This is a genomic window from Streptomyces sp. NPDC005263 (assembly GCF_042872365.1).
In the GTDB taxonomy this organism is placed as follows: domain Bacteria; phylum Actinomycetota; class Actinomycetes; order Streptomycetales; family Streptomycetaceae; genus Streptomyces.
The window spans coordinates 1,146,819-1,166,781 of the sequence record NZ_JBIAKJ010000002.1 but is presented as its reverse complement, the minus strand read 5'-3'; the positions used below and the strand labels follow the sequence as shown (position 1 = coordinate 1,166,781).

The 19,963-nt window shown below is 71.5% G+C and carries 21 protein-coding genes and 1 riboswitch; of the genes, 10 read left to right on the top strand and 11 right to left on the bottom strand.

The genetic code is table 11. From position 1 onward, the window contains the following. Window positions 1-65: 65 nt before the first annotated feature. Window positions 66-1,307 (bottom strand): NAD(P)/FAD-dependent oxidoreductase, encoded by a 1,242-nt coding sequence (locus tag ACFYRY_RS12490; RefSeq protein ID WP_389143103.1) that lies wholly within the window; start codon window positions 1,305-1,307, stop codon window positions 66-68. Between the two features lie 32 nt (window positions 1,308-1,339). Beyond that, window positions 1,340-1,711 carry a hypothetical protein gene (locus ACFYRY_RS12485; RefSeq protein ID WP_389143100.1) on the bottom strand — a complete coding sequence of 124 codons (372 nt, stop codon included), beginning with the start codon at window positions 1,709-1,711 and terminating at the stop codon, window positions 1,340-1,342. 52 nt (window positions 1,712-1,763) lie between these two features. Next, window positions 1,764-1,876, top strand: a riboswitch (TPP riboswitch). Here ACFYRY_RS12485 and thiO point away from each other — a divergent pair. The 5 genes from thiO to ACFYRY_RS12460 all read left to right on the top strand — a co-directional run bounded on the left by thiO (window position 1,873) and on the right by ACFYRY_RS12460 (window position 7,125). Further along, window positions 1,873-3,048, top strand: coding sequence for a glycine oxidase ThiO (thiO, locus tag ACFYRY_RS12480; protein ID WP_389143097.1), 1,176 nt, complete (start codon window positions 1,873-1,875; stop codon window positions 3,046-3,048). (Overlaps the previous riboswitch by 4 nt.) Further along, on the top strand, window positions 3,045-3,245 hold the full coding sequence (gene thiS / locus ACFYRY_RS12475) for a sulfur carrier protein ThiS (protein WP_389143095.1): 201 nt from the start codon (window positions 3,045-3,047) through the stop codon (window positions 3,243-3,245). The genes thiO and thiS overlap by 4 nt, the downstream gene beginning before the upstream one ends. Before the next feature lie 3 nt (window positions 3,246-3,248). Continuing rightward, window positions 3,249-4,043: a thiazole synthase gene (locus ACFYRY_RS12470; protein ID WP_389143092.1), complete on the top strand. Its 795-nt coding sequence runs from the start codon at window positions 3,249-3,251 to the stop codon at window positions 4,041-4,043. A 192-nt stretch (window positions 4,044-4,235) separates the two neighbouring features. Continuing rightward, on the top strand, window positions 4,236-6,170 hold the full coding sequence (pknB, locus tag ACFYRY_RS12465) for a Stk1 family PASTA domain-containing Ser/Thr kinase (protein ID WP_389143089.1): 1,935 nt from the start codon (window positions 4,236-4,238) through the stop codon (window positions 6,168-6,170). A 34-nt stretch (window positions 6,171-6,204) separates the two neighbouring features. Beyond that, on the top strand, window positions 6,205-7,125 hold the full coding sequence (locus ACFYRY_RS12460; RefSeq protein WP_389143086.1) for a deoxyribonuclease IV: 921 nt from the start codon (window positions 6,205-6,207) through the stop codon (window positions 7,123-7,125). A 25-nt stretch (window positions 7,126-7,150) separates the two neighbouring features. Here ACFYRY_RS12460 and ACFYRY_RS12455 read toward each other — a convergent pair whose 3' ends face one another. Beyond that, window positions 7,151-7,798, bottom strand: coding sequence for a sulfite oxidase-like oxidoreductase (locus tag ACFYRY_RS12455; protein ID WP_389143084.1), 648 nt, complete (start codon window positions 7,796-7,798; stop codon window positions 7,151-7,153). A gap of 175 nt (window positions 7,799-7,973) precedes the next feature. Here ACFYRY_RS12455 and bfr point away from each other — a divergent pair, with 175 nt between their 5' ends. Further along, complete coding sequence (bfr, locus tag ACFYRY_RS12450; RefSeq protein WP_389143082.1) at window positions 7,974-8,453, top strand: bacterioferritin; 480 nt, start codon at window positions 7,974-7,976, stop codon at window positions 8,451-8,453. Window positions 8,454-8,464: 11 nt separating this feature from the next. On the opposite strand, the gene ACFYRY_RS12445 is transcribed toward bfr, so the two are convergent. Then, the gene (locus ACFYRY_RS12445) at window positions 8,465-8,707 is read right to left on the bottom strand and encodes a bacterioferritin-associated ferredoxin (RefSeq protein ID WP_389143079.1); all 243 of its coding nucleotides are present in this window, start codon (window positions 8,705-8,707) and stop codon (window positions 8,465-8,467) included. Between the two features lie 145 nt (window positions 8,708-8,852). Further along, window positions 8,853-10,205: a class II 3-deoxy-7-phosphoheptulonate synthase gene (locus ACFYRY_RS12440; protein WP_356776481.1), complete on the bottom strand. Its 1,353-nt coding sequence runs from the start codon at window positions 10,203-10,205 to the stop codon at window positions 8,853-8,855. A gap of 96 nt (window positions 10,206-10,301) precedes the next feature. Between ACFYRY_RS12440 and ACFYRY_RS12435 the strand changes: the two genes are divergently transcribed. After that, window positions 10,302-10,358: a trp operon leader peptide gene (locus ACFYRY_RS12435; protein ID WP_076973970.1), complete on the top strand. Its 57-nt coding sequence runs from the start codon at window positions 10,302-10,304 to the stop codon at window positions 10,356-10,358. A 102-nt stretch (window positions 10,359-10,460) separates the two neighbouring features. Continuing rightward, entirely contained in the window at window positions 10,461-12,356 is a 1,896-nt protein-coding gene (locus ACFYRY_RS12430) for an anthranilate synthase family protein (RefSeq protein WP_389143076.1), read from the top strand. 90 nt (window positions 12,357-12,446) lie between these two features. Here the strand turns inward: ACFYRY_RS12430 and ACFYRY_RS12425 are convergent, their stop codons facing one another. The 4 genes from ACFYRY_RS12425 to ACFYRY_RS12410 all read right to left on the bottom strand — a co-directional run bounded on the left by ACFYRY_RS12425 (window position 12,447) and on the right by ACFYRY_RS12410 (window position 16,357). Further along, window positions 12,447-13,475: a 6-phosphofructokinase gene (locus ACFYRY_RS12425; RefSeq protein ID WP_389143073.1), complete on the bottom strand. Its 1,029-nt coding sequence runs from the start codon at window positions 13,473-13,475 to the stop codon at window positions 12,447-12,449. Between the two features lie 120 nt (window positions 13,476-13,595). Then, on the bottom strand, window positions 13,596-14,285 hold the full coding sequence (locus tag ACFYRY_RS12420) for a response regulator (protein WP_389143070.1): 690 nt from the start codon (window positions 14,283-14,285) through the stop codon (window positions 13,596-13,598). Further along, window positions 14,282-15,514 carry a MacS family sensor histidine kinase gene (macS, locus tag ACFYRY_RS12415; RefSeq protein ID WP_389143067.1) on the bottom strand — a complete coding sequence of 411 codons (1,233 nt, stop codon included), beginning with the start codon at window positions 15,512-15,514 and terminating at the stop codon, window positions 14,282-14,284. The genes ACFYRY_RS12420 and macS overlap by 4 nt, the downstream gene beginning before the upstream one ends. A gap of 81 nt (window positions 15,515-15,595) precedes the next feature. Beyond that, on the bottom strand, window positions 15,596-16,357 hold the full coding sequence (locus ACFYRY_RS12410) for a lysophospholipid acyltransferase family protein (protein ID WP_389143758.1): 762 nt from the start codon (window positions 16,355-16,357) through the stop codon (window positions 15,596-15,598). 160 nt (window positions 16,358-16,517) lie between these two features. Here ACFYRY_RS12410 and ACFYRY_RS12405 point away from each other — a divergent pair, with 160 nt between their 5' ends. Then, window positions 16,518-17,297: an alpha/beta hydrolase gene (locus ACFYRY_RS12405; protein ID WP_389143756.1), complete on the top strand. Its 780-nt coding sequence runs from the start codon at window positions 16,518-16,520 to the stop codon at window positions 17,295-17,297. Continuing rightward, the gene (locus tag ACFYRY_RS12400) at window positions 17,290-18,006 is read left to right on the top strand and encodes a hypothetical protein (protein WP_389143064.1); all 717 of its coding nucleotides are present in this window, start codon (window positions 17,290-17,292) and stop codon (window positions 18,004-18,006) included. The genes ACFYRY_RS12405 and ACFYRY_RS12400 overlap by 8 nt, the downstream gene beginning before the upstream one ends. A 31-nt stretch (window positions 18,007-18,037) precedes the next feature. Here ACFYRY_RS12400 and ACFYRY_RS12395 read toward each other — a convergent pair whose 3' ends face one another. Together ACFYRY_RS12395 and ACFYRY_RS12390 are read right to left on the bottom strand one after the other, a co-directional pair. Further along, window positions 18,038-18,796 (bottom strand): endonuclease/exonuclease/phosphatase family protein, encoded by a 759-nt coding sequence (locus ACFYRY_RS12395; protein ID WP_389143062.1) that lies wholly within the window; start codon window positions 18,794-18,796, stop codon window positions 18,038-18,040. 201 nt (window positions 18,797-18,997) lie between these two features. Continuing rightward, window positions 18,998-19,951, bottom strand: coding sequence for an ROK family glucokinase (locus ACFYRY_RS12390; protein WP_389143059.1), 954 nt, complete (start codon window positions 19,949-19,951; stop codon window positions 18,998-19,000). Window positions 19,952-19,963: the final 12 nt, after the last annotated feature.

The following is a 19,963-nucleotide window of genomic DNA, read 5'->3' as shown; positions in this document are numbered from 1 at the left end:
GACCTGCGGTTTTCTCCTGGGAGAGAACGGGGGATCCGGGCCGGGCCGAGACCCGCGGTTCCCTCCTACGCCGTGGCCGCCTTCAGGGGCCTGGCCGAGTCGGCCAGCAGCGCCGGATCCATGAGCACCCCCGCCTCGATCAGCCGCCGTCCCTGCGCCAGGTCCCGGGGGCGCCCCACCGCCAGCAGGGCGACCAGGCGGTTCTCCCGCAGCCAGCACACCGACCAGGCGGGGCCGGACGGGTCGCCGCGCCACAGGGTGGTGTCCGCGGACGCGTGGTGGCCCGCGTACTGCACGAAGCGCCCGAACTGCTCGGACCAGAAGTACGGGATGGGGTCGTAGACCGCCGGGGGCTCGTCGGTGGCCTCGCCGACGATGTTCGCGGCCACCGTGCGCGGCCCCTGCAGGGCGTTGTCCCAGTGGTGGACCAGCAGGCGCTCGCCGTACCTCCCCGAGGGGAAGGAGGCGCAGTCGCCGACCGCGTAGACGTCCGGTTCGGAGGTACGCAGGCGCTCGTCGGCGACGACCTCGCGGTGGGCGCCGAGGGTGATGCCGGAGCCGGCCAGCCAGGCCGTGGCCGGGCGGGCGCCGATGCCGACGACCACGGCGCCGGCGGGCAGCCGCGAGCCGTCGTCCAGGAGCACCACCCCGGGCTCGACACCCGCCACCCGCGCCTGGGTGCGCAGAACGGCACCCGCGTCGGCGTACCAGGAGGCCATCGGGGCGGCCACCTCGGCGGGCAGCGCGCCGGCCAGCGGACGGTCCGCGGCCTCGACGACCGTCACCGCGCAGCCGGCCTCGCGGGCGGCCGTGGCGAACTCGGCGCCGATCCAGCCCGCGCCGACGACCACGATGTCGTCCTGCCGGGCCAGCACCGGGCGCAACCGCTCGGCGTCGTCCAGGGTGCGCAGCAGATGGACCGAGGGCACGCCCTCGGCGCCCGGCAGCCGGATGGGTTCGGCGCCGGTCGCGAGGACCAGGACGTCGTACGGCACCGGCCCCTCGGCGGTGTCCAGCCGGTGCTCGCCGGGGCGCACGCCCATCACCTCGAGCCCGAGCCGCAGTTCGATGCCGAGGGCGTCGAAGTCGACGTCGAAGGCCGCGCCCTCGGCCTTGCCGAGCAGCACGGCCTTGGACAGCGGCGGACGGTCGTACGGCTGATGGGGCTCCGCGCCGATCAGGGTCACCGTGCCGGTGAAACCCTGTTCCCGCAAGGCGACCGCGGTCTGCACCCCGGCCATGCCCGCGCCCACCACGACGACACGCCGGTTCGTGGAGATTCCCTGTTCCTGCGTCTGCTCGCTCACGTGATCACCTTAGACAACTGACGAACAGTCAGTCAGGCGGTCTGCTCAGTGAGCTGCTCCACAACGCTCGTTCCGCTACCGGTCTGCGACTCCCACTCCCAGCTCTCCTCCAGCCGCACGCGACCGTCGGACAGCTCGACGACCACCGACACACAGTGCCCCGAGGACGTCGTCCCGTCCTGCTTGAGCTGCACGTACCGGAAGTCCAGCCGGTCGCCCTCCCGCGTCCCCACCAGGTACCCGCGGACGACGTCCCCACCCGCGTACTCGGCCCAGATCTCGCCGTCCTTCTCGTGGTACGTGAACCGGGTGCGGGTGCCCACCTGACCTGGGGCCTGGTCGGCGACGGGGGCCAGGACGAGTCCGTCGAGAGATCTTGAGGGCGGGGCGGGCGGGCGTGGCACGGGCGGAGGCTCCCTTACTGAGAGGGACGGCGTCGGGCTAGGGTGGCCAACGTAAAGCACTCGCGGGAGCCCGGACGCACCGGGCTGAGAGGGAGGCTGGCGGCCTCCGACCGTACGAACCTGATCCGGGTCATGCCGGCGAAGGGAGGAGCTGGACACCCATGTCGCGTACGCCAGATGCATCGGCCACCTCGGACGTCCTGGTCGTCGGGGGCGGCATCATCGGCCTGGTCACCGCGTGGCGAGCCGCGCAGCGCGGGTTCGCCACGGCCGTGGTGGACCCCGAACCGGGCGGCGGCGCCGCCCGGGTGGCGGCCGGGATGCTGGCCGCCGTCACCGAACTGCACTACGGCGAGCAGACCCTGCTCGGCCTGAACCTGGAGTCGGCCCGCCGCTATCCGGACTTCGCCGCCGAGCTCACCGACCTCACCGGCCGCGACCTCGGCTACCGCCGCAGCGGCACGCTCGCCGTCGCGCTGGACGCCGACGACCGCGCCCATCTGCGCGAACTGCACGCCCTGCAACGGCAGTCGGGGCTGGACTCCGAGTGGCTGTCGGGGCGCGAGTGCCGCCGCCTGGAGCCGATGCTCGCGCCGGGCGTGCGCGGCGGGCTGCGCGTCGACGGCGACCACCAGATCGATCCGCGACGGCTGGCCGACGCCCTGGTGACCGCGTGCGAGCGGGCCGGGGTCGCCTTCCACCGCACCTGGGCCGAACGGCTGTCGGTGGCAGGGGAGCGGGCGAGAGGTGTCGTCACGCGTGAGGGCGTGACGCTGGGCGCCGGACAGGTGGTGCTGGCGGCCGGCAGCCTCAGCGGGCGCCTCGCGGGGGTCCCCCCGGACGTCCTGCCGCCCGTGCGGCCGGTGAAGGGGCAGGTGCTGCGGCTGACGATGCCCGAGCGGTACGCGCCGTTCCTGAGCCGGACGGTGCGGGCCGTGGTGCGCGGCAGCCAGGTCTACCTGGTGCCGAGAAGCAACGGCGAGCTGGTCGTCGGCGCCACCAGCGAGGAACTGGGCTGGGACACCACGGTGACCGCGGGCGGCGTGTACGAGCTGCTGCGGGACGCCCACGAGCTGGTCCCCGGGATCACCGAGCTGCCGCTCACGGAGACCCGGGCCGGTCTGCGTCCCGGGTCCCCCGACAACGCTCCGCTGCTCGGCCCAACCGGTCTGGACGGGCTGCTGCTGGCCACCGGGCACTACCGCAACGGCGTGCTGCTCACCCCGGTCACCGGCGACGTCCTGGCGCACGCCCTGGTCACCGGTGAACTCCCGGACGAGGCCCGCCCCTTCACGCCCAGGCGCTTCAGCGCCGTCCGCACGGAGCTGCCCGTATGAACGTCTCGGTCAACGGCGAGCCGCGGGAGGTCGCCCCGGGCACCGCCCTGGACACGCTCGTGCGCTCCCTCACCGCGGCCCCCTCCGGAGTGGCCGCCGCCCTCAACGAAACCGTCGTCCCGCGCGCGCGATGGTCCTCGACGTCCCTCGCCGAGGGTGACCGCGTCGAAGTCCTGACCGCCGTCCAAGGAGGCTGACCCATGGCCGACGACCCCTTTGTCCTCGGTGGTACGTCCTTCACGTCCCGTCTCATCATGGGTACCGGCGGCGCCCCCAGCCCGGAGGTCCTGGAGCGGGCGCTGGTCGCGTCCGGGACGGAGCTGACGACGGTCGCGATGCGCCGGGTCGATCCGGGCGTGCACGGGTCGGTGCTGTCGGTGCTGGAGAAGCTCGGCATCCGGGTGCTGCCGAACACCGCGGGCTGTTTCACGGCCGGTGAGGCGGTGCTGACGGCTCGGCTGGCGCGGGAGGCGCTCGGGACGGACCTGGTCAAGCTGGAGGTCATCGCGGACGAGCGGACCCTGCTGCCGGATCCGATCGAGTTGCTGGACGCCGCCGAGACGCTGGTCGACGACGGGTTCACGGTGCTGCCGTACACGAACGACGATCCGGTGCTGGCGCGCAAGCTGGAGGACGTCGGGTGCGCGGCGATCATGCCGCTCGGGTCGCCCATCGGATCCGGGCTGGGCATTCGCAATCCGCACAACTTCCAGCTGATCGTCGAGCACGCGGGGGTGCCGGTGATCCTGGACGCGGGGGCCGGTACCGCGTCGGACGCGGCGCTGGCGATGGAGCTGGGGTGTGCGGGTGTGATGCTCGCCTCGGCCGTGACCCGGGCCCAGGAGCCGGTGCTGATGGCCGACGCCATGCGGCACGCCGTCGAAGCGGGCAGGCTGGCCCGGCTGGCGGGCCGGATTCCGCGGCGGCACTTCGCGGAGGCGTCGTCTCCCACGGCCGGCCTGGCGGTACTGGACCCGGAGCGGCCGGCGTTCTGAGCGGAGCGCGGCCTGCGTTCTGAGCCGAGCGCGGCCGGCGTTCCGAGCGGAACTCGGGCGGCCGGAAACCCCACGGCGGGTGCCCCCGATGGCCGCTGTGACGTGGTGGGTTGCGTCACAGGTCCGCTGCAGTACCGCCTCGATCCTGGCCGAACTCGGTACGTGTCAGTCACGGCTCGTAGACTCACCCGCGTGGATACGACCCTTCAGGACCCTCTGGTCGGGCAGGTGCTCGACGGCCGCTATCGCGTCGACGCGCGGATCGCGGTCGGTGGGATGGCCACGGTCTACCGGGCCCTGGACACCCGCCTGGACCGGGTTCTCGCACTCAAGGTGATGCATCCCGCGCTGGCCGCTGACGGGTCGTTCGTCGAGCGGTTCATCCGGGAGGCCAAGTCGGTGGCCCGGCTCGCGCACCCGAACGTGGTGCAGGTCTTCGACCAGGGCACCGACGGGTCGTACGTCTACCTGGCGATGGAGTACGTCGCCGGCTGCACCCTGCGCGACGTGCTGCGTGACCGCGGGGCGCTGCAGCCGAGGGCCGCGCTCGACATCCTGGAGCCGGTGCTGGCCGCGCTCGGCGCCGCGCACCGCGCGGGCTTCGTGCACCGGGACATGAAGCCGGAGAACGTCCTGATAGGGGACGACGGTCGGGTCAAGGTCGCCGACTTCGGGCTGGTGCGGTCCGTGGACACCGTCACCAGCACCACCGGGGCCGTGCTCGGCACGGTCTCGTACCTCGCCCCCGAGCAGATCGAGCAGCCGGGCGCCGCCGATCCGCGCGTCGACGTGTACGCGTGCGGTGTCGTCCTCCACGAGATGCTCACCGGCGAGAAGCCGCACGACGGGGACTCCCCCGCGATCGTGCTGTACAAGCACCTCCACGAGGACGTGCCGCCGCCCTCGGCCCTCGTGCCGGGGCTGGCCTACGCACTCGACGAGCTGGTCGCCTCCGCGACGGCCCGTAATCCGGACATCCGCCCGTACGACGCGGTCGCGCTGCTCGCGCAGGTCCGGGAGGCACGCGCCGGGCTCGGCGCGGAGCAGCTGGACGCCGTGCCTCCGCAGGCGCTCTCGGGGGCGCACGACGGCGCCGAGGACCGGACGAGCGTGATCCCGCGCTCGCTGACGGTGCCGCGCCCGCTGCCGGTCAACGAGGACGACGACGCCCAGGCCGGGTTCCAGCGCACCAGCCGCCTGGAGTCCGGGCCGCCGCTGCCCCCACGGGGCCGCTCCCGCCCGCCGCGCCGACTGGTGGCGATCATCGCGGCGGTCCTGCTGGTCCTCGGGGTCGGCGCGGGCGTCTGGTACATCAACTCCGGTCAGTTCACCAAGGTCCCGACGGTGCTGGAGAAGACCGAGGCGCAGGCCCGGGACCGGCTGCAGGCGGCCGGTCTTGACGTCGGCAAGATCGACCACGCGTACAGCGACACCGTGAAGCGGGGCACGGTCGTGAGCACCGACCCGAAGCCGAACGCCCGGATCCGGGACAACGACTCGGTGCGGCTCGTCATCTCCGACGGCCCCGAGACCGTGAAGGTGCCCGACGTGGCGGACTACCGGCTGGACAAGGCCAGGTCCGTGCTGAAGGGGGACGGGCTGCAGCCGGGCATGGTCACCCGGGAGTTCAGCGACGAGGTGGAGCGGGGCTTCGTCATCTCCACCGAGCCGGGGGCCGGCACCGAGCGGCGCGCCGGTTCGGCGATCGCGCTCACCGTCAGCAAGGGCAGCCCGATCGACATCCCGGACGTCACCGGCGAGTCCCTCCAGGACGCGCGGGCGGACCTCCAGGAGGCGGGCCTGAAGGTGGAGGTCTCCTCCGAGGAGGTCAACTCCTCCGACTACGACAAGGGGCAGGTCGCCCGGCAGACCCCGCGGGACGGCACCACCGCCGCCGAGGGCGACACCGTGACGCTGACACTGTCCAAGGGCCCGGTGATGGTCGAGGTCCCGGACGTGGTCGGTGACGACGTCGATGACGCGCAGAGCGAGCTGGAAGCCGCCGGCTTCGAGGTCGACAAGGACCGCGGGCTGCTCGGGCTGTTCGGCGACACCGTCAAGAAGCAGTCCGTCGAGGGCGGCCAGAGCGCGCCCAAGGGGTCGACGATCACGATCACGATCCGCTGACCGGGCGTACCGGGCCGCGTGGCACCCTGGGTGGGTGAAGAGTCAACAGGCCGGCACCGGCCCCGAAGCGGCCGGTACGGTGCGCAACCCCGTCGGCGGTCATGTCCCGGTGGCGGGCGGTCTCCACTCGGTGGGCCTGTCGTACGCCCATGACCTCAAGGCGGAGACCGTGCAGGTCTTCGTCGCCAACCCGCGCGGCTGGGCCACGCCCGTCGGCAACCCCCGGCAGGACGAGGCGTTCCGGGCGGAGTGCGCGGCCGAGTCGATCCCGGCGTATGTGCACGCCCCGTATCTGATCAACTTCGGTTCGCACACCGAGGCGACCGTGGAGAGGTCGGTGGAGTCGCTGCGGCACTCCCTGCGGCGCGGGCGGGACATCGGGGCGCGGGGCGTGGTCGTGCACACCGGCAGCGCGACCGGGGGCCGGGACCGGTCCGTGGCGCTGAAGCAGGTGCGGGAGTATCTGCTGCCGCTGCTGGACGAGCTCACCCACGACGACGACCCGTACCTGCTGTTGGAGTCGACGGCCGGGCAGGGCGCCTCGCTGTGCTCGCGGACCTGGGACTTCGGGCCGTACTTCGAGGCGCTGGACGCCCATCCCAAGCTGGGCGTGTGCCTGGACACGTGCCACATCTTCGCGGCCGGCCACGACCTGACCGGGCCGAGCGGCATGCACCAGACGCTGGACCTGCTGGTGGACACGGTCGGCGAGGGCCGGCTGAAGCTGATCCACGCCAACGACTCCAAGGACGTGGTCGGCGCCCACAAGGACCGGCACGAGAACATCGGCTCCGGTCACATCGGCGAGGACCCGTTCCGCGCGCTGATGACCCACCCGGCCACCGAGGGCGTACCGCTGATCATCGAGACGCCCGGCGGCAAGGAGGGGCACGCGGCGGACGTGGAGCGGCTGAAGAAGCTGCGGGAGGCCGAGACGGTCGGTCCGCGGCAGTGAGGGACGCTGTGGCTGCCGCGGTGTTTCAGAGCTCGGGGCCGTCCCCCGGCTGCTCCTGGTAGGAGTAGCGCTGTTCCTTCCAGGGGTCGCCGACGTTGTGGTAGCCGCGCTCCTCCCAGAAGCCGCGGCGGTCGGCGGTCATGTACTCGACGCCGCGGACCCATTTGGGGCCCTTCCACGCATACAGGTGGGGGACGACGAGGCGGAGCGGGAAGCCGTGTTCCGCCGTCAGCAGTTCGCCGTCCTTGTGGGTGGCGAAGATCGCGCGTTCGTCCGCGAAGTCCGCCAGGCGGAGGTTGGAGCTGAAGCCGTACTCGGCCCACACCATCACATGGGTGACGGTGGACGCGGGCGGGGCGAGGTCCAGGACGGTCCGGGCGGGGATGCCGCCCCATTCGGCGCCGAGCATGCTGAACTTCGTGACGCAGTGCAGGTCACCCGTGACGCTGGCGTACGGAAGGGCGGTGAACTCCTCATGGGTCCAGCAGTGCTTCTCGCCGTCCGCGGTGGCGCCGAAGACCCGGAACTCCCAGCGCTCGGGCCGGAACTTGGGAACCGGGCCGTAGTGCGTGACCGGCCAGCCGCGCTGGATCCGCTGCCCCGGTGGAAGATCGGAGTGTGCGACTGCTCCGGAATCGCCCTCTCCCCGCTCGCGTTCCACCGGCTGACCCATGACTCCATCCTGACAGACCCGGGGCAGTGCACATGACCGACCCCCATCCAAATCGGGCAATTAGAACTAAGTGTGCCCTTACTTACTAAGTGAATGCTTACTGGACGATCTTCGTGGCGGATGCAATCATGCGGCGCAACCCGCCAGTTCCCCCCGGTCGGAAGGAGCCTCTGCGATGCAGGGCGACCCCGAGGTCATCGAATTCCTCAACGAGCAGCTGACCGCCGAGCTCACCGCGATCAACCAGTACTTCCTGCACGCGAAGATGCAGGAGAACTTCGGCTGGACGAAGCTCGCGAAGTACACGCGAAGTGAGTCCTTCGACGAGATGAAGCACGCGGAGCTGCTCACCGACCGCATCCTCTTCCTGGACGGGCTGCCGAACTACCAGCGCCTTTTCCATGTGCGCGTGGGGCAGACGGTCCAGGAGATGTTCGAGGCCGACCGCCAGGTCGAGGTCGAGGCGATCGACCGGCTCAGGCGTGGCATCAGGGTGATGCGGGAGAAGGGCGACATCACGTCGGCCAACATCTTCGAGTCGATCCTGGAGGACGAGGAGCACCACATCGACTACCTCGACACCCAGCTGGAGCTCCTGGAGAAGCTCGGCGAGGCCCTCTACATCGCCCAGCTGATCGAGCAGCCGGAGAGCTGAACCGACAGACCCTAGGCGGCTTCCTCGAGTGCTTGCGCGCCCGCCGCTTCGGAGAGGACCGGCCCGCCCTGGCGGGCAGGCTCATGACGAGGACACGCCGGACGGCCGAGGATGGCCTGGATCCGACGGACGCAGGATCCGCAGTCCGTACCCGCCTTGCAGGCGGAGGCGATCTGGCGGGGGGTGCTGGCGCCGTCCTCCGCGTGCCGCTGGACCTGCGCTTCGGTCACCCCGAAGCAGTGGCAGACGTACACGCGGACTCACCTCCCGTCGAGATCAATAAGGCTAACCTAACCTTACCCATCGCGTCGGATCCACAAAAGTGGGGTGGGGCGCGGATCGTGTGTGATCCGCGCCCCACTTCGCGCTCCGGTAAGAGGCGCGCCCACAGGTGATCTGCTACTGGTCCCGGTACATCTCCGCGACCAGGAACGCCAGGTCGAGGGACTGGCTGCGGTTCAGCCGGGGGTCACAGGCCGTCTCGTAGCGCTGGTGCAGGTCGTCGACGAAGATCTCGTCGCCGCCGCCCACGCACTCGGTGACATCGTCACCGGTGAGCTCGACGTGGATGCCGCCCGGGTGGGTGCCCAGGCCCTTGTGGACCTCGAAGAAGCCCTTGACCTCGTCGAGCACGTCGTCGAAGCGGCGGGTCTTGTGGCCCGAGGCCGCCTCGTAGGTGTTGCCGTGCATCGGGTCGGTGATCCAGGCCACCGTCGCGCCCGAGGCGCTGACCTTCTCCACCAGCTCGGGGAGCTTGTCGCGGACCTTGTCGGCGCCCATCCGGACGATGAAGGTCAGCCGGCCCGGCTCGCGGTCGGGGTCGAGGCGCTCGATGTACTGCAGCGCCTCCTCGGCCGTCGTCGTCGGGCCGAGCTTGATGCCGATCGGGTTGCGGATGCGCGAGGCGAACTCGATGTGCGCGTGGTCCAGCTGGCGGGTGCGCTCACCGATCCACACCATGTGCGCCGAGACGTCGTACAGCTTCCCGGTGCGGGAGTCGACCCTGGTCAGCGCCGACTCGTAGTCGAGCAGCAGCGCCTCGTGCGAGGAGTAGAACTCGACGGTCTTGAACTCCTCCGGGTCGGTCCCGCAGGCGTGCATGAAGTTCAGCGCCTGGTCGATCTCGCGGGCGAGCTGCTCGTAGCGCTGGCCGGAGGGGGACGACTTCACGAAGTCCTGGTTCCAGGCGTGCACCTGGCGCAGGTCGGCGTAACCGCCGGTGGTGAAGGCGCGCACCAGGTTGAGCGTGGAGGCGGACGCGTTGTACATCCGCTTCAGGCGCTCGGGGTCCGGGATGCGGGCGGCCTCGTTGAAGTCGAAGCCGTTGACGGAGTCGCCGCGGTACGTCGGCAGCGTCACGCCGTCGCGGGTCTCGGTGCCCTTGGAGCGCGGCTTGGAGTACTGGCCGGCGATCCGGCCGACCTTCACCACGGGTACGGACGCGGCGTACGTCAGCACCGCGCCCATCTGGAGCAGCGTCTTGAGCTTGTTGCGGATGTGGTCGGCGGACACCGCGTCGAAGGCCTCGGCGCAGTCGCCGCCCTGGAGGAGGAACGCCTCTCCCTTGGCGACGGCCGCCATCCGGGCGCGCAGCTGGTCGCACTCGCCCGCGAAGACGAGCGGCGGATACGACTCGAGGTCCGCGATCACTGCGCGCAGAGCCTCGGTGTCGGGGTACTCGGGCTGCTGCGCCGCGGGCAGGTCTCGCCAGGTGTTGCCAGCGCTCGCGCTGGTCTTAGCGTTCACGGTCACGCCCTCAACATTACGGGGTCGTGTCGAGTCGTTTTCTCCCGGCTCGACAGGTGAGACACACCCACGCTCAGGTGCGCGTGAGGTAGTGTGCGGCGCATGTTCGCGCACTCGATCCAGAACTGGTGGTGGACCGCTCATCCGGCGGCCCACTGACTGCGCGTACGCACGACTTCGCGAAGGCCGCCCGAGGGGCGGCCTTCGGCGTTTCCGGGGCCGTTCCTCACCCAATCGACGCAAATCGACGGAAGAGGACCCATGGACCTGACCCGGCTGCTGTATGACGCCCGCCCCTTCGCCCTGCTCCGCCGCCGCACCCCCGGCCGTGACGACCACACGGTCGAGCTGCTGATCGGTCCGGTCAGCAGCCACGACCGTCTCGCCGACCTCCCCGACGAGGGCCTCGCGCTGATCCCGTTCCGGCAGATCCGCGAGCGCGGCTTCGACGTCCATGACGACGGGACGCCGCTGGTGGCGCTCACCCCCGAGGAGACGTACGAGATCCCGCTCGCCACCGCCCTCGACCAACTCCCCGCGCACGACGTGCGGGTCCGGGACGGCGGCTTCGACGTGGCCGACGAGGAGTACGCGGAGATCGTCGGGCGGGTGCTGCGGGAGGAGATCGGCGCGGGCGAGGGCGCCAACTTCGTGATCCGGCGGACGTACGAGGGCGAGATCCCGGGGTTCTCCAGGGCCGACGCGCTGGCCTTGTTCCGGCGGCTGCTCGAAGGCGAGCGGGGCGCGTACTGGACCTTCGTCGTGCACACCGGGGACCGGACACTCGTGGGCGCCAGTCCCGAGGTGCATGTGCGGATGTCCGGCGGGACCGTGGTCATGAACCCGATCAGTGGGACGTATCGCTATCCGGCCGACGGCCCCACCCCCGAGCACCTGCTGGACTTCCTCGCCGACGGCAAGGAGATCGAGGAGCTGTCGATGGTCGTCGACGAGGAGCTCAAGATGATGTGCACGGTCGGCGACATGGGCGGGGTCGTGGTCGGGCCCCGGCTGAAGGAGATGGCGCACCTCGCGCACACCGAGTACGAGCTGCGCGGGAGGTCCTCGCTGGACGCCCGTGAGGTGCTGCGGGAGACCATGTTCGCGGCGACCGTCACGGGCTCGCCGGTGCAGAACGCCTGCCGGGTCATCGAGCGGCACGAGCCCCTCGGGCGGGACGGTGCCGGGCGCGGGTACTACGCGGGGGCGCTGGCGCTGCTGGGCAGGGACTCGGGCGGCGCCCAGACCCTCGACTCCCCCATCCTCATCCGCACCGCCGACATCGACGCGGACGGGCGGCTGCGGGTGCCGGTCGGCGCCACGCTGGTGCGCGGCTCGGACCCGGCGGGCGAGGTGGCGGAGACCCACGCGAAGGCGGCGGGGGTGCTGGCGGCCCTGGGGGTACGTCCGGGCAGGCCGCGCGCGGAGTCCGTACGGCCCCGGCTGGCCGACGACCCCCGGGTGCGGGCCGCGCTCGACGGGCGCCGGGCGTCCCTGGCGCCGTTCTGGCTGCGGATGCAGGACCGATCCGAGGAGCTCTCCGGGCACGCTCTGGTCGTCGACGGGGAGGACACGTTCACCGCGATGCTCGCGCATGTGCTGCGCTCCTCGGGCCTGACCGTCACGGTCCGCCGGTACGACGAGCCCGGCCTGACGGAGGCGGTCCGCGCGCACGAGGGGCCCCTCGTCCTCGGCCCCGGTCCGGGCGATCCCGCGGACACCGCCGATCCCAAGATGCGGTTCCTGCGAGGGCTGACCGCCGAGGTGATCCGGGAGAACCGGCACGGCGTCCTCGGTGTCTGCCTCGGGCACGAGCTGATCGCGGCCGAACTGGGCCTGGAGATCGTACGGAAGGACGTTCCGTACCAGGGCACGCAGACGGAGATCGATCTGTTCGGGCGGCGGGAGACCGTCGGCTTCTACAACAGCTTCGTGGCGCGCTGCGACGACGAGACGGCCGCCGAACTCGCCGCGCACGACGTGGAGGTGAGCCGCAGCGAGTCTGGTGAGGTGCACGCGCTGCGCGGGTCCGGCTTCGCCGGGGTGCAGTTCCATCCGGAGTCGGTGCTCACGCTGAACGGGGCGTCGGTCGTGCGGGAGCTGGCGGCTCAGCTGCGCGGCGCCGGCACGTTCCCCGAGCGTCGGCCCGCCCGGTAGTCGAGGGCGTCGTGCACCGTGGCGCCGCCGGTCCGGCCGACGGCGCCACGGTGCACTCACGCGTCCCGGGGGGTGCCGGTCCGGCGGGGTTCAGCCGAAGAACACCCCCGCCTCCTCGTACAGGTGCGGATCGACCGTCTTCAGCCGGGCCGTGGCCTCGGCGATGGGGACGCGGACGATGTCCGTGCCGCGCAGGGCGACCATCTTGCCGAAGTCGCCGTCCCGGACGGCGTCGATGGCGTGCAGGCCGAAGCGGGTGGCGAGCCAGCGGTCGAAGGCGCTGGGGGTGCCGCCGCGCTGGATGTGGCCGAGGACCGTCGTACGGGCCTCCTTGCCGGTGCGCTTCTCGATCTCCTTGGCCAGCCACTCGCCGACCCCGGACAGCCGAACATGCCCGAAGGAGTCCAGTGACTGGTCCTTCAGCACCACGTCGCCGTCCTTGGGCATGGCCCCTTCGGCGACGACCACGATCGGGGCGTACGACGCCTTGAAGCGGGAGGTCACCCAGGCGCACACCTGCTCGATGTCGAAGCGCCGCTCGGGGATGAGGATGACGTTCGCCCCGCCGGCCAGGCCGGAGTGGAGGGCGATCCAGCCCGCGTGCCGGCCCATCACCTCACAGACCAGGACCCGCATGTGCGACTCGGCGGTGGTGTGCAGCCGGTCGATCGCCTCCGTGGCGACGCCGACGGCGGTGTCGAAGCCGAAGGTGTAGTCCGTACCGGACAGGTCGTTGTCGATCGTCTTGGGCACGCCGACGCAGGGCACGTCGTGCTCGTCGGACAGCCGGGCGGCGACGCCCAATGTGTCCTCGCCGCCGATCACGATGAGCGCGTCGACGCCGAGGCGGGCCAGGTTCTCCCGGACGCGGGCGACGCCGTCCTGCTGCTTGAGGGGATTGGTGCGCGAGGAACCGAGGATGGTGCCGCCGCGGGGCAGGATGCCCCGCACCGCGGGGATGTCCAGCCGTACCGTGACGCCTTCCAGAGGCCCTCGCCAGCCGTCCCGGAAGCCGACGAAGTCATAGCCGTACTCCTGCACGCCCTTGCGGACGATGCCCCGGATGACGGCGTTGAGCCCGGGGCAGTCGCCGCCTCCGGTCAGTACTCCGACGCGCATGGAAAGGTCCCTTCGCCAGAGGTCACCTGCTGAAGGTCACGCTAATAGTGATCCGGGTCACTTCGGCATGGGCGGGACGGTCAATTCCGTGGAACGCGCACCGCGCGGCGCCTCGGGACGTCACTCGTCGTCGAGTCCGCGTTCTATCGCGTAGCGCACCAGCTCGACCCTGTTGTGCAGCTGGAGCTTGCCGAGGGTGTTCTGGACGTGGTTCTGGACCGTGCGGTGCGAGATGACCAGCCGTTCGGCGATCTGCTTGTAGCTCAGGCCCTTGGCGACCAGCCGCAGCACCTCGGTCTCACGCTCGGTGAGCTGCGGGGCCCTGGGCTGGTCGGCGTCCGGGACGCCGGGGACGGGCTCGGACGCCAGGCGCCGGTACTCGCCGAGGACCAGGCCGGCCAGGCCCGGGGTGAACACCGGGTCGCCGACCGCGGTGCGACGGACCGCGTCCAGCAGTTCCTCGGTGGACGCCGACTTCAGCAGGTAGCCGGTGGCGCCGGACTTCACGGCCTCCAGGACGTCGGCGTGCTCGCCGCTCGCGGACAGCACGAGCACCCGCAGGGCCGGGTTGGCGGCGACGAGTTCCTTGCAGACCTGGACACCGGGCTTGGCCGGCAGGTTCAGGTCGAGCACGAGCACGTCGGGCGCGGCGGCCTTGGCGCGGCGTACGGCCTGGTCGCCGTCGCCCGCGGTGGCGACCACGTCGAAACCGGACTCGCCCAGGTCACGGGCGACGGCGTCGCGCCACATGGGGTGGTCGTCGACCACCATGACCCGGATCGGGTCCCGGCCCTCGCTGTTGTCCGTCATCGCCTCTCCGCCTTCCCCCGTTGAAACCGCGTCTGCTTCGGTACTTTCAGTTCGACCTCCGTGCCCTGGCCGGGCACCGAGATCAGTTCGGCGCTGCCGCCGAGGTCGCGCAGCCGGCCCCGGATCGACAGGGCCACGCCGAGTCTGCCCTCACCCTCGGCCTGCGCGAGCCGGCCCTCGGGGATACCGGGGCCGTCGTCCCGCACGGTCACGATCACCTCGTCCGGCTCGTCCTCCACCAAGAGCCACGCGCGCGCCTGTTCCCCCGCGTGCCTGCGTACGTTGTCCAGGGCGGCGCCGACCGCGGCGGCCAGCTCGCGGGCGGCGGCCGGCGGCAGCCGCACGGGGGCGCCGGGCTCGGCGAGGCTGACCCTCGCGGAGGCGTACGGCGCGAGCAGGGACCGCAGGTCGACAGGCTCGTCGGCATCCTCGTCGTCGGGCACCTCGACGGTCCGTACGACGGCCCCGTCGGCCGCGTCCTCCGAGGTGCGGGAGACGGGGACGAGCCCGCCGGAGACCAGGGTGCGCAGGGCGATCTCCTGCTCGCCGGCCATGCGGCCCAGCTCGGCCGCCTCGCCGCCCAGGACGGCACCGCGCCGCTGCACCATCGCCAGCACCTGGAGCACGCCGTCGTGGATGTCCCGGGCCAGCCGCTCCCGCTCCCGGGTCGCGGCCTCGATCTCCAGGGCGCGGGCGAGGGTGCGCTCGGAGGCGCGGGCGACCTCGACGACGTAACCGATGGCGATGGAGGCGACCCAGACCAGGATCACGTTGTGGACCGTGTCGCGGGCGGGGGCGCCGCGCTCGATGAGGTTCACGACGGCGACCGCGGTGGAGGCGAAGGCCGCCCAGCGCCAGCCGCCCTTGACCGCGAACGCCAGCACCGAGCCCGCGGTCCATATGGACGGCAGGGTCGGGCCGCCTTCCACGATCCGGCCGTGCGCGTCGGCGACGACCGTCAGCAGGATGCCGGTGAGCGCCACGGTGAGGTCGGCGGCGAGGAACCGCTTGGTGCAGGCCGCCGCGTTCGCGACCCGGGGAAGGGTGGCCAGGGTCCAGCCGCAGAGCACCACGTAGTAGGCGATGGCCACGCCGGGGCGGACGTACTCGTCGTAGGCGGTGGCGAACAGACCGACCGCGTACAGCATGGTGAGCACCCGGTACGCGGTGAGCGCACGCCACATCGGCTGCTCGACCGACATCCTCATGACCCGCTCGCGCTTGGCCAACTCCCCCACCCCCTGGCGCCGGACCGCCCCGTCCAGCAGAGCACTGAAGACCTTGGCCGGGCCAGATCTCCAGTCCCCTCCCTAGGACTCCGACTTCTCCTTCTCGGCCTGTTCCTTCTCCGCCTGCGCGAGAGCGGCTTTGGCCGCCTTCTCCGCTTCCTTGTCGGCCTTCGCCGCCTCCATGATCTGCCGCTTGGCCGCGGTCGCGTAGATGTCGACGTACTCCTGGCCGGAGAGCTTCATGATCTCGTACATGACCTCGTCGGTCAGGGCGCGCAGGATGAAGCGGTCGTGCTCCATGCCCTGGTAGCGGCCGAAGTCCAGGGGCTCGCCGATGCGGATGCCCGGCCGCATCAGTTTCGGCATCACCTGGCCGGGCGGCTGGATCTTCTCCGTGTCGATCATGGCGACCGGGATGACCGGCGCGCCGCTGGCCAGCGCCACGCGCGCGAGCCCGCCGGGCTTGCCCCGGTAGAGACGGCCGTCGGGCGAGCGGGTCCCCTCGGGGTAGATCCCGAACAGCTCACCGCGCTCCAGGACGTCGAGGCCGCTCTTGACGGCCGCCTCGCCCGCGCCGCGCGCGCCGGAGCGGTCCACCGGGAGCTGGCCGACCCCCTTGAAGAACGCGGCCGTCAGCCGGCCCTTCACCCCGGGGGTGGTGAAGTACTCGGCCTTCGCGATGAAGGTGACCTTGCGGTCGAGGACCGCGGGCAGGAAGAACGAGTCGGAGAACGACAGGTGATTGCTCGCCAGGATGGCGGGGCCCTCGTCCGGAATGTTCTCCAGGCCTTCCACCCAGGGCCTGAAGGCGACCTTGAGCGGCCCTCCGATGGCGACCTTCATCGTGCCGTACAACAACCGAGTGCCTCCCGTGTCCGTCGGTCAGACCATATCCCGCAGCACGGCCAATGAGCCCGACGGCCCTGGTCGGTGTCAGTGCGGTCGCGTACGGTGAACATCACCTGGACTCGTTCACGCCCTTCTCATGAACAGGAGACCGAAGGTGCCGGTCCTCCCTGGAGCCGAGCCGTTCCGCCACGAGGGCGGAGAAGCGGGTGTTCTCCTCTGCCACGGCTTCACCGGTTCCCCTCAGTCGCTGCGCCCGTGGGCGGAGTTCCTGGCCGAGCGCGGTCTGACCGTCTCGCTGCCCCTGCTGCCCGGTCACGGCACACGCTGGGAGGACATGCAGTTCACCGGCTGGCAGGACTGGTACGCCGAGGTGGACCGCGAGCTGCGTGCCCTGCGCGAGCGCTGCTCGCAGGTGTTCGTCGCGGGCCTGTCGATGGGCGGCACGCTCGCGCTGCGACTGGCTGCGAAGCACGGGGACACCGTCAGCGGTGTCGTGGTCGTGAACCCGGCGAACCGCATGCACGGCCTGGCCGCGCACGCTCTTCCCGTGGTCCATCACCTCGTCCGCTCGACGAAGGGCATCGCGAGCGACATCGCCAAGGAGGGCAGCACCGAGCTGGGGTACGACCGGGTGCCGCTGCGCGCGGCGCACTCGCTGCGGTCCTTCTTCCGTCTCGTGGACGGTGAGCTGCCGCAGGTCACCCAGCCGCTGCTGGTCCTGCGCAGTGTCCAGGACCACGTGGTGCCGGGGGTCGACTCCGCGCGTGTCCTGAGTCGTGTCTCGTCCCTGGACGTACAGGAGATCGTGCTGGAACAGAGTTACCACGTCGCGACGTTGGACCATGAGGCGGACCGGATCTTCGAGGAGAGCTACTCGTTCATCAGCCGGCTCGCCCCCAGCATCGGCAAGGAAGGGACGGCCGCCCGTGGCTGAGCACGACTCCGATCGCGAGGAGCGCGAGGAGCGCGAGCCCGAGGAGCAGAGCGTCCCGTTCGACGAGGCCGCCGCGTGGGCTGCCATCGTCGCCGGATACGGCGAGGAGCCGCCGGACCCACCCGGCGTCAAGCCCTTCAAGTCGGTCGAGGACCTGGCGCTGCTGGAGACCGAGACCAACGACGGCGGTCCCCAGGGCGCCGGGGACACCAAGGGCACCACGGGGACGAAGGAGACGAAAGAGACGAAGGAGGCCGGGGAGGCCAGGGACTCCCGGCGCTCCAGGCACTCCCGGGGCTCCGACAACTCCGAGGACTCCGACCACTCCGAGAACTCCCAGAACTCCGGTGACGAGAAGCCCGTGAAGCCCCTCGGCGGCTCGGTCGCCTTCGCGCCCGGGGTGGGCCCGCGGGACTACCGCATGCCGGAGCCCGCCGACGAGGACCTCGATGAGGACGACGAGGGTCACTTCGTACCGCCGGAGCCGCCCCCGCTGCCCGCCGCCGACACCACCGCGAAGTTCGCCTGGCTGGGCGTGCTCGGTGGGCCGGTGCTGCTCCTGCTGGCGGTCGTGCTCGGCTGGGAGATGACCTGGTGGCTGGCCACGGTCGGCATCGGCGGTTTCCTGGGCGGCTTCGCCACGCTGGTGATGCGGATGCGCACGGGTGACGAGGACGACGAGGATCCCGGGCGGGGGGCAGTCGTCTAGACGCCCCTCGGGTAGACGCGCCCCCCGGGCCTCAGTTGGCGGGAATTCTGAGGGCGGCCAGGACCGGAAGGTGGTCCGTGGCCGCCCTCAGGTCGGTCTCCGTCACCCCGGGGTGGCCGATCGGCACCCCGCAGCCCAGCACCTCGATGCCCTTCGTCGCGAAGATCGCGTCGATGCGCCGGGGCGGGTCGGTGCGGGTCCAGGTGTGCTCGTCGCCCCAGGGGGCGGTGGCCCAGCAGTCCTGGAGGGTCTCGGCGAGCCGGGCGAAGGTGCGACCGCCGGGGCGTTCGTTGAGGTCGCCGCCCGCGATCGCGTGCTCCGCGCCCATTCCGGCGAGCCGGTCGAGGAGCATGCCGCCCTGCGTGTACCGCTCGTCCTTCTCCAGGGAGAGGTGGCAGCTCAGCACGCCGAGGCGGGCGCCGCCGAACCGTACGACAGCGGTCGCGAAGCCGCGCCGGTGCTGGCCCGGGGTGAGGGGCAGCAGCACGTCCTCGGTGCGTTCGACGGTGGCCCGGAGCGTGCAGAGGATCGCCGGGCCCGCGGCCGAGCCGCCGCCGGAGAGGATCACCTGACCGGACGCCGCCGCGAGACGGGCGAGCTTCTTGCGCCAGCGGAAGAAGCGGGGCGCTTCCTGGAGGAGGACCAGGTCGGGTGCGCAGGCGCTGATGACGCGGGCGAGCGCGGTGGTGTCGTCGCGCATCGACCGGATGTTGTAGCTGAGGACGCGGACGACGGCGGAACCGTCGGGTTCGGTACGGGAGGGTGGGAGCAGCGGGAGGGACGTCGCCATGCCGTCAAGATACGGGGTGACGCCCCGCGCAGCCGCCGATATGTCGCTCCTCGGCGGCGGGTCGACGCGGGCCGGCGCGGGCCAGTGCGGATCGGTGCGGATCGGCGCGGGCTGGTCGTGCCCGGGCCGCGAAGACGGTGTTGATACGGCCCCGCGCCCCCTGAAGGGCGCGGGAAACCGACGTACGTCTGAAAGCCGCACCTACATGATCGGGTCGGGCTCCCGGGCCAGGTCGGCCGCGCCCACCAGTCCCGCCTTGTTGCCCAGCTGGGCGGCGATGACGTCCGCCACCGGGCGCCAGTTGCCGCCCACCAGCCAGCGCTTGTACGACTTACGGATCGGGTCGAGGACCAGTTCGCCCTCGTCCGAGAGTCCGCCGCCGACGATGAACGCGGAGGGGTCGAACAGGGAGGCGAGGTCGGCGAGGCCGGCCCCGGCCCAGCGGGCGAGCTCACGGTAGGAGTCCACGGCGACCGGGTCACCCTGGCGGGCGGCCATGGAGATGTGCTTGCCCTCGATGCCCTCGGGGGTGCCGTCGCCGAGGCCGAGCAGGATCTCCGCGTTCTCGGGGGTGGCGTTGGCGCGCTGCTTCGCGTACCGCACGAGGGCCCGCCCGGAGGCGTACTGCTCCCAGCAGCCCTGCGAGCCGCAGCCGCACAGCAGCCCGTCCGGGACCATCCGGATGTGGCCGAACTCGGCGGCCACGCCGAAGTGGCCGCGGCGCAGCTTGTTGCCGATGATGATGCCGCCGCCGAGGCCGGTGCCGAGGGTGATGCAGATGACGTTGCGGTGGCCCTTGCCGCCGCCGAACTTGTACTCGCCCCAGGCTGCCGCGTTGGCGTCGTTCTCCACGACGACCGGAAGGCCCACACGGGCCTCGACCTTCTCCTTCAACGGCTCCTGGCGCCAGTCGATGTTCGGCGCGAAGTAGACCGTCGAGCGCTGGCGGTTGACATAGCCGGCGGCACCGATGCCCACGCCGACGATCTCGTGCCCGACGCGCGCCCCGTCCACCGCCGAGGCTATGGCGTCCACGATGCCCTCGGCCGTGCCCGGGGTCGGCACCTTGTGGGTGGAGAGGATGTTGCCTTCCTCATCGACCACGCCGGCCGCGATCTTCGTGCCGCCGATGTCGACGCCGATGGTGAGTCCCATGAATCCCTCAGT

Excerpts from the sequence above, each read along its gene's own strand:
- ACFYRY_RS12390 (WP_389143059.1), bottom strand. The coding sequence starts at position 19,951 with ATGGGACTCACCATCGGCGTCGACATCGGCGGCACGAAGATCGCGGCC.
- bfr (WP_389143082.1), top strand. The coding sequence starts at position 7,974 with ATGCAGGGCGACCCCGAGGTCATCGAATTCCTCAACGAGCAGCTGACC.
- ACFYRY_RS12470 (WP_389143092.1), top strand. The coding sequence starts at position 3,249 with ATGGCCGACGACCCCTTTGTCCTCGGTGGTACGTCCTTCACGTCCCGT.
- ACFYRY_RS12425 (WP_389143073.1), bottom strand. The coding sequence starts at position 13,475 with ATGCGCGTCGGAGTACTGACCGGAGGCGGCGACTGCCCCGGGCTCAAC.
- thiO (WP_389143097.1), top strand. The coding sequence starts at position 1,873 with ATGTCGCGTACGCCAGATGCATCGGCCACCTCGGACGTCCTGGTCGTC.
- ACFYRY_RS12395 (WP_389143062.1), bottom strand. The coding sequence starts at position 18,796 with ATGGCGACGTCCCTCCCGCTGCTCCCACCCTCCCGTACCGAACCCGAC.
- ACFYRY_RS12420 (WP_389143070.1), bottom strand. The coding sequence starts at position 14,285 with ATGACGGACAACAGCGAGGGCCGGGACCCGATCCGGGTCATGGTGGTC.
- thiS (WP_389143095.1), top strand. The coding sequence starts at position 3,045 with ATGAACGTCTCGGTCAACGGCGAGCCGCGGGAGGTCGCCCCGGGCACC.
- ACFYRY_RS12430 (WP_389143076.1), top strand. The coding sequence starts at position 10,461 with ATGGACCTGACCCGGCTGCTGTATGACGCCCGCCCCTTCGCCCTGCTC.
- ACFYRY_RS12410 (WP_389143758.1), bottom strand. The coding sequence starts at position 16,357 with ATGAAGGTCGCCATCGGAGGGCCGCTCAAGGTCGCCTTCAGGCCCTGG.
- ACFYRY_RS12455 (WP_389143084.1), bottom strand. The coding sequence starts at position 7,798 with ATGGGTCAGCCGGTGGAACGCGAGCGGGGAGAGGGCGATTCCGGAGCA.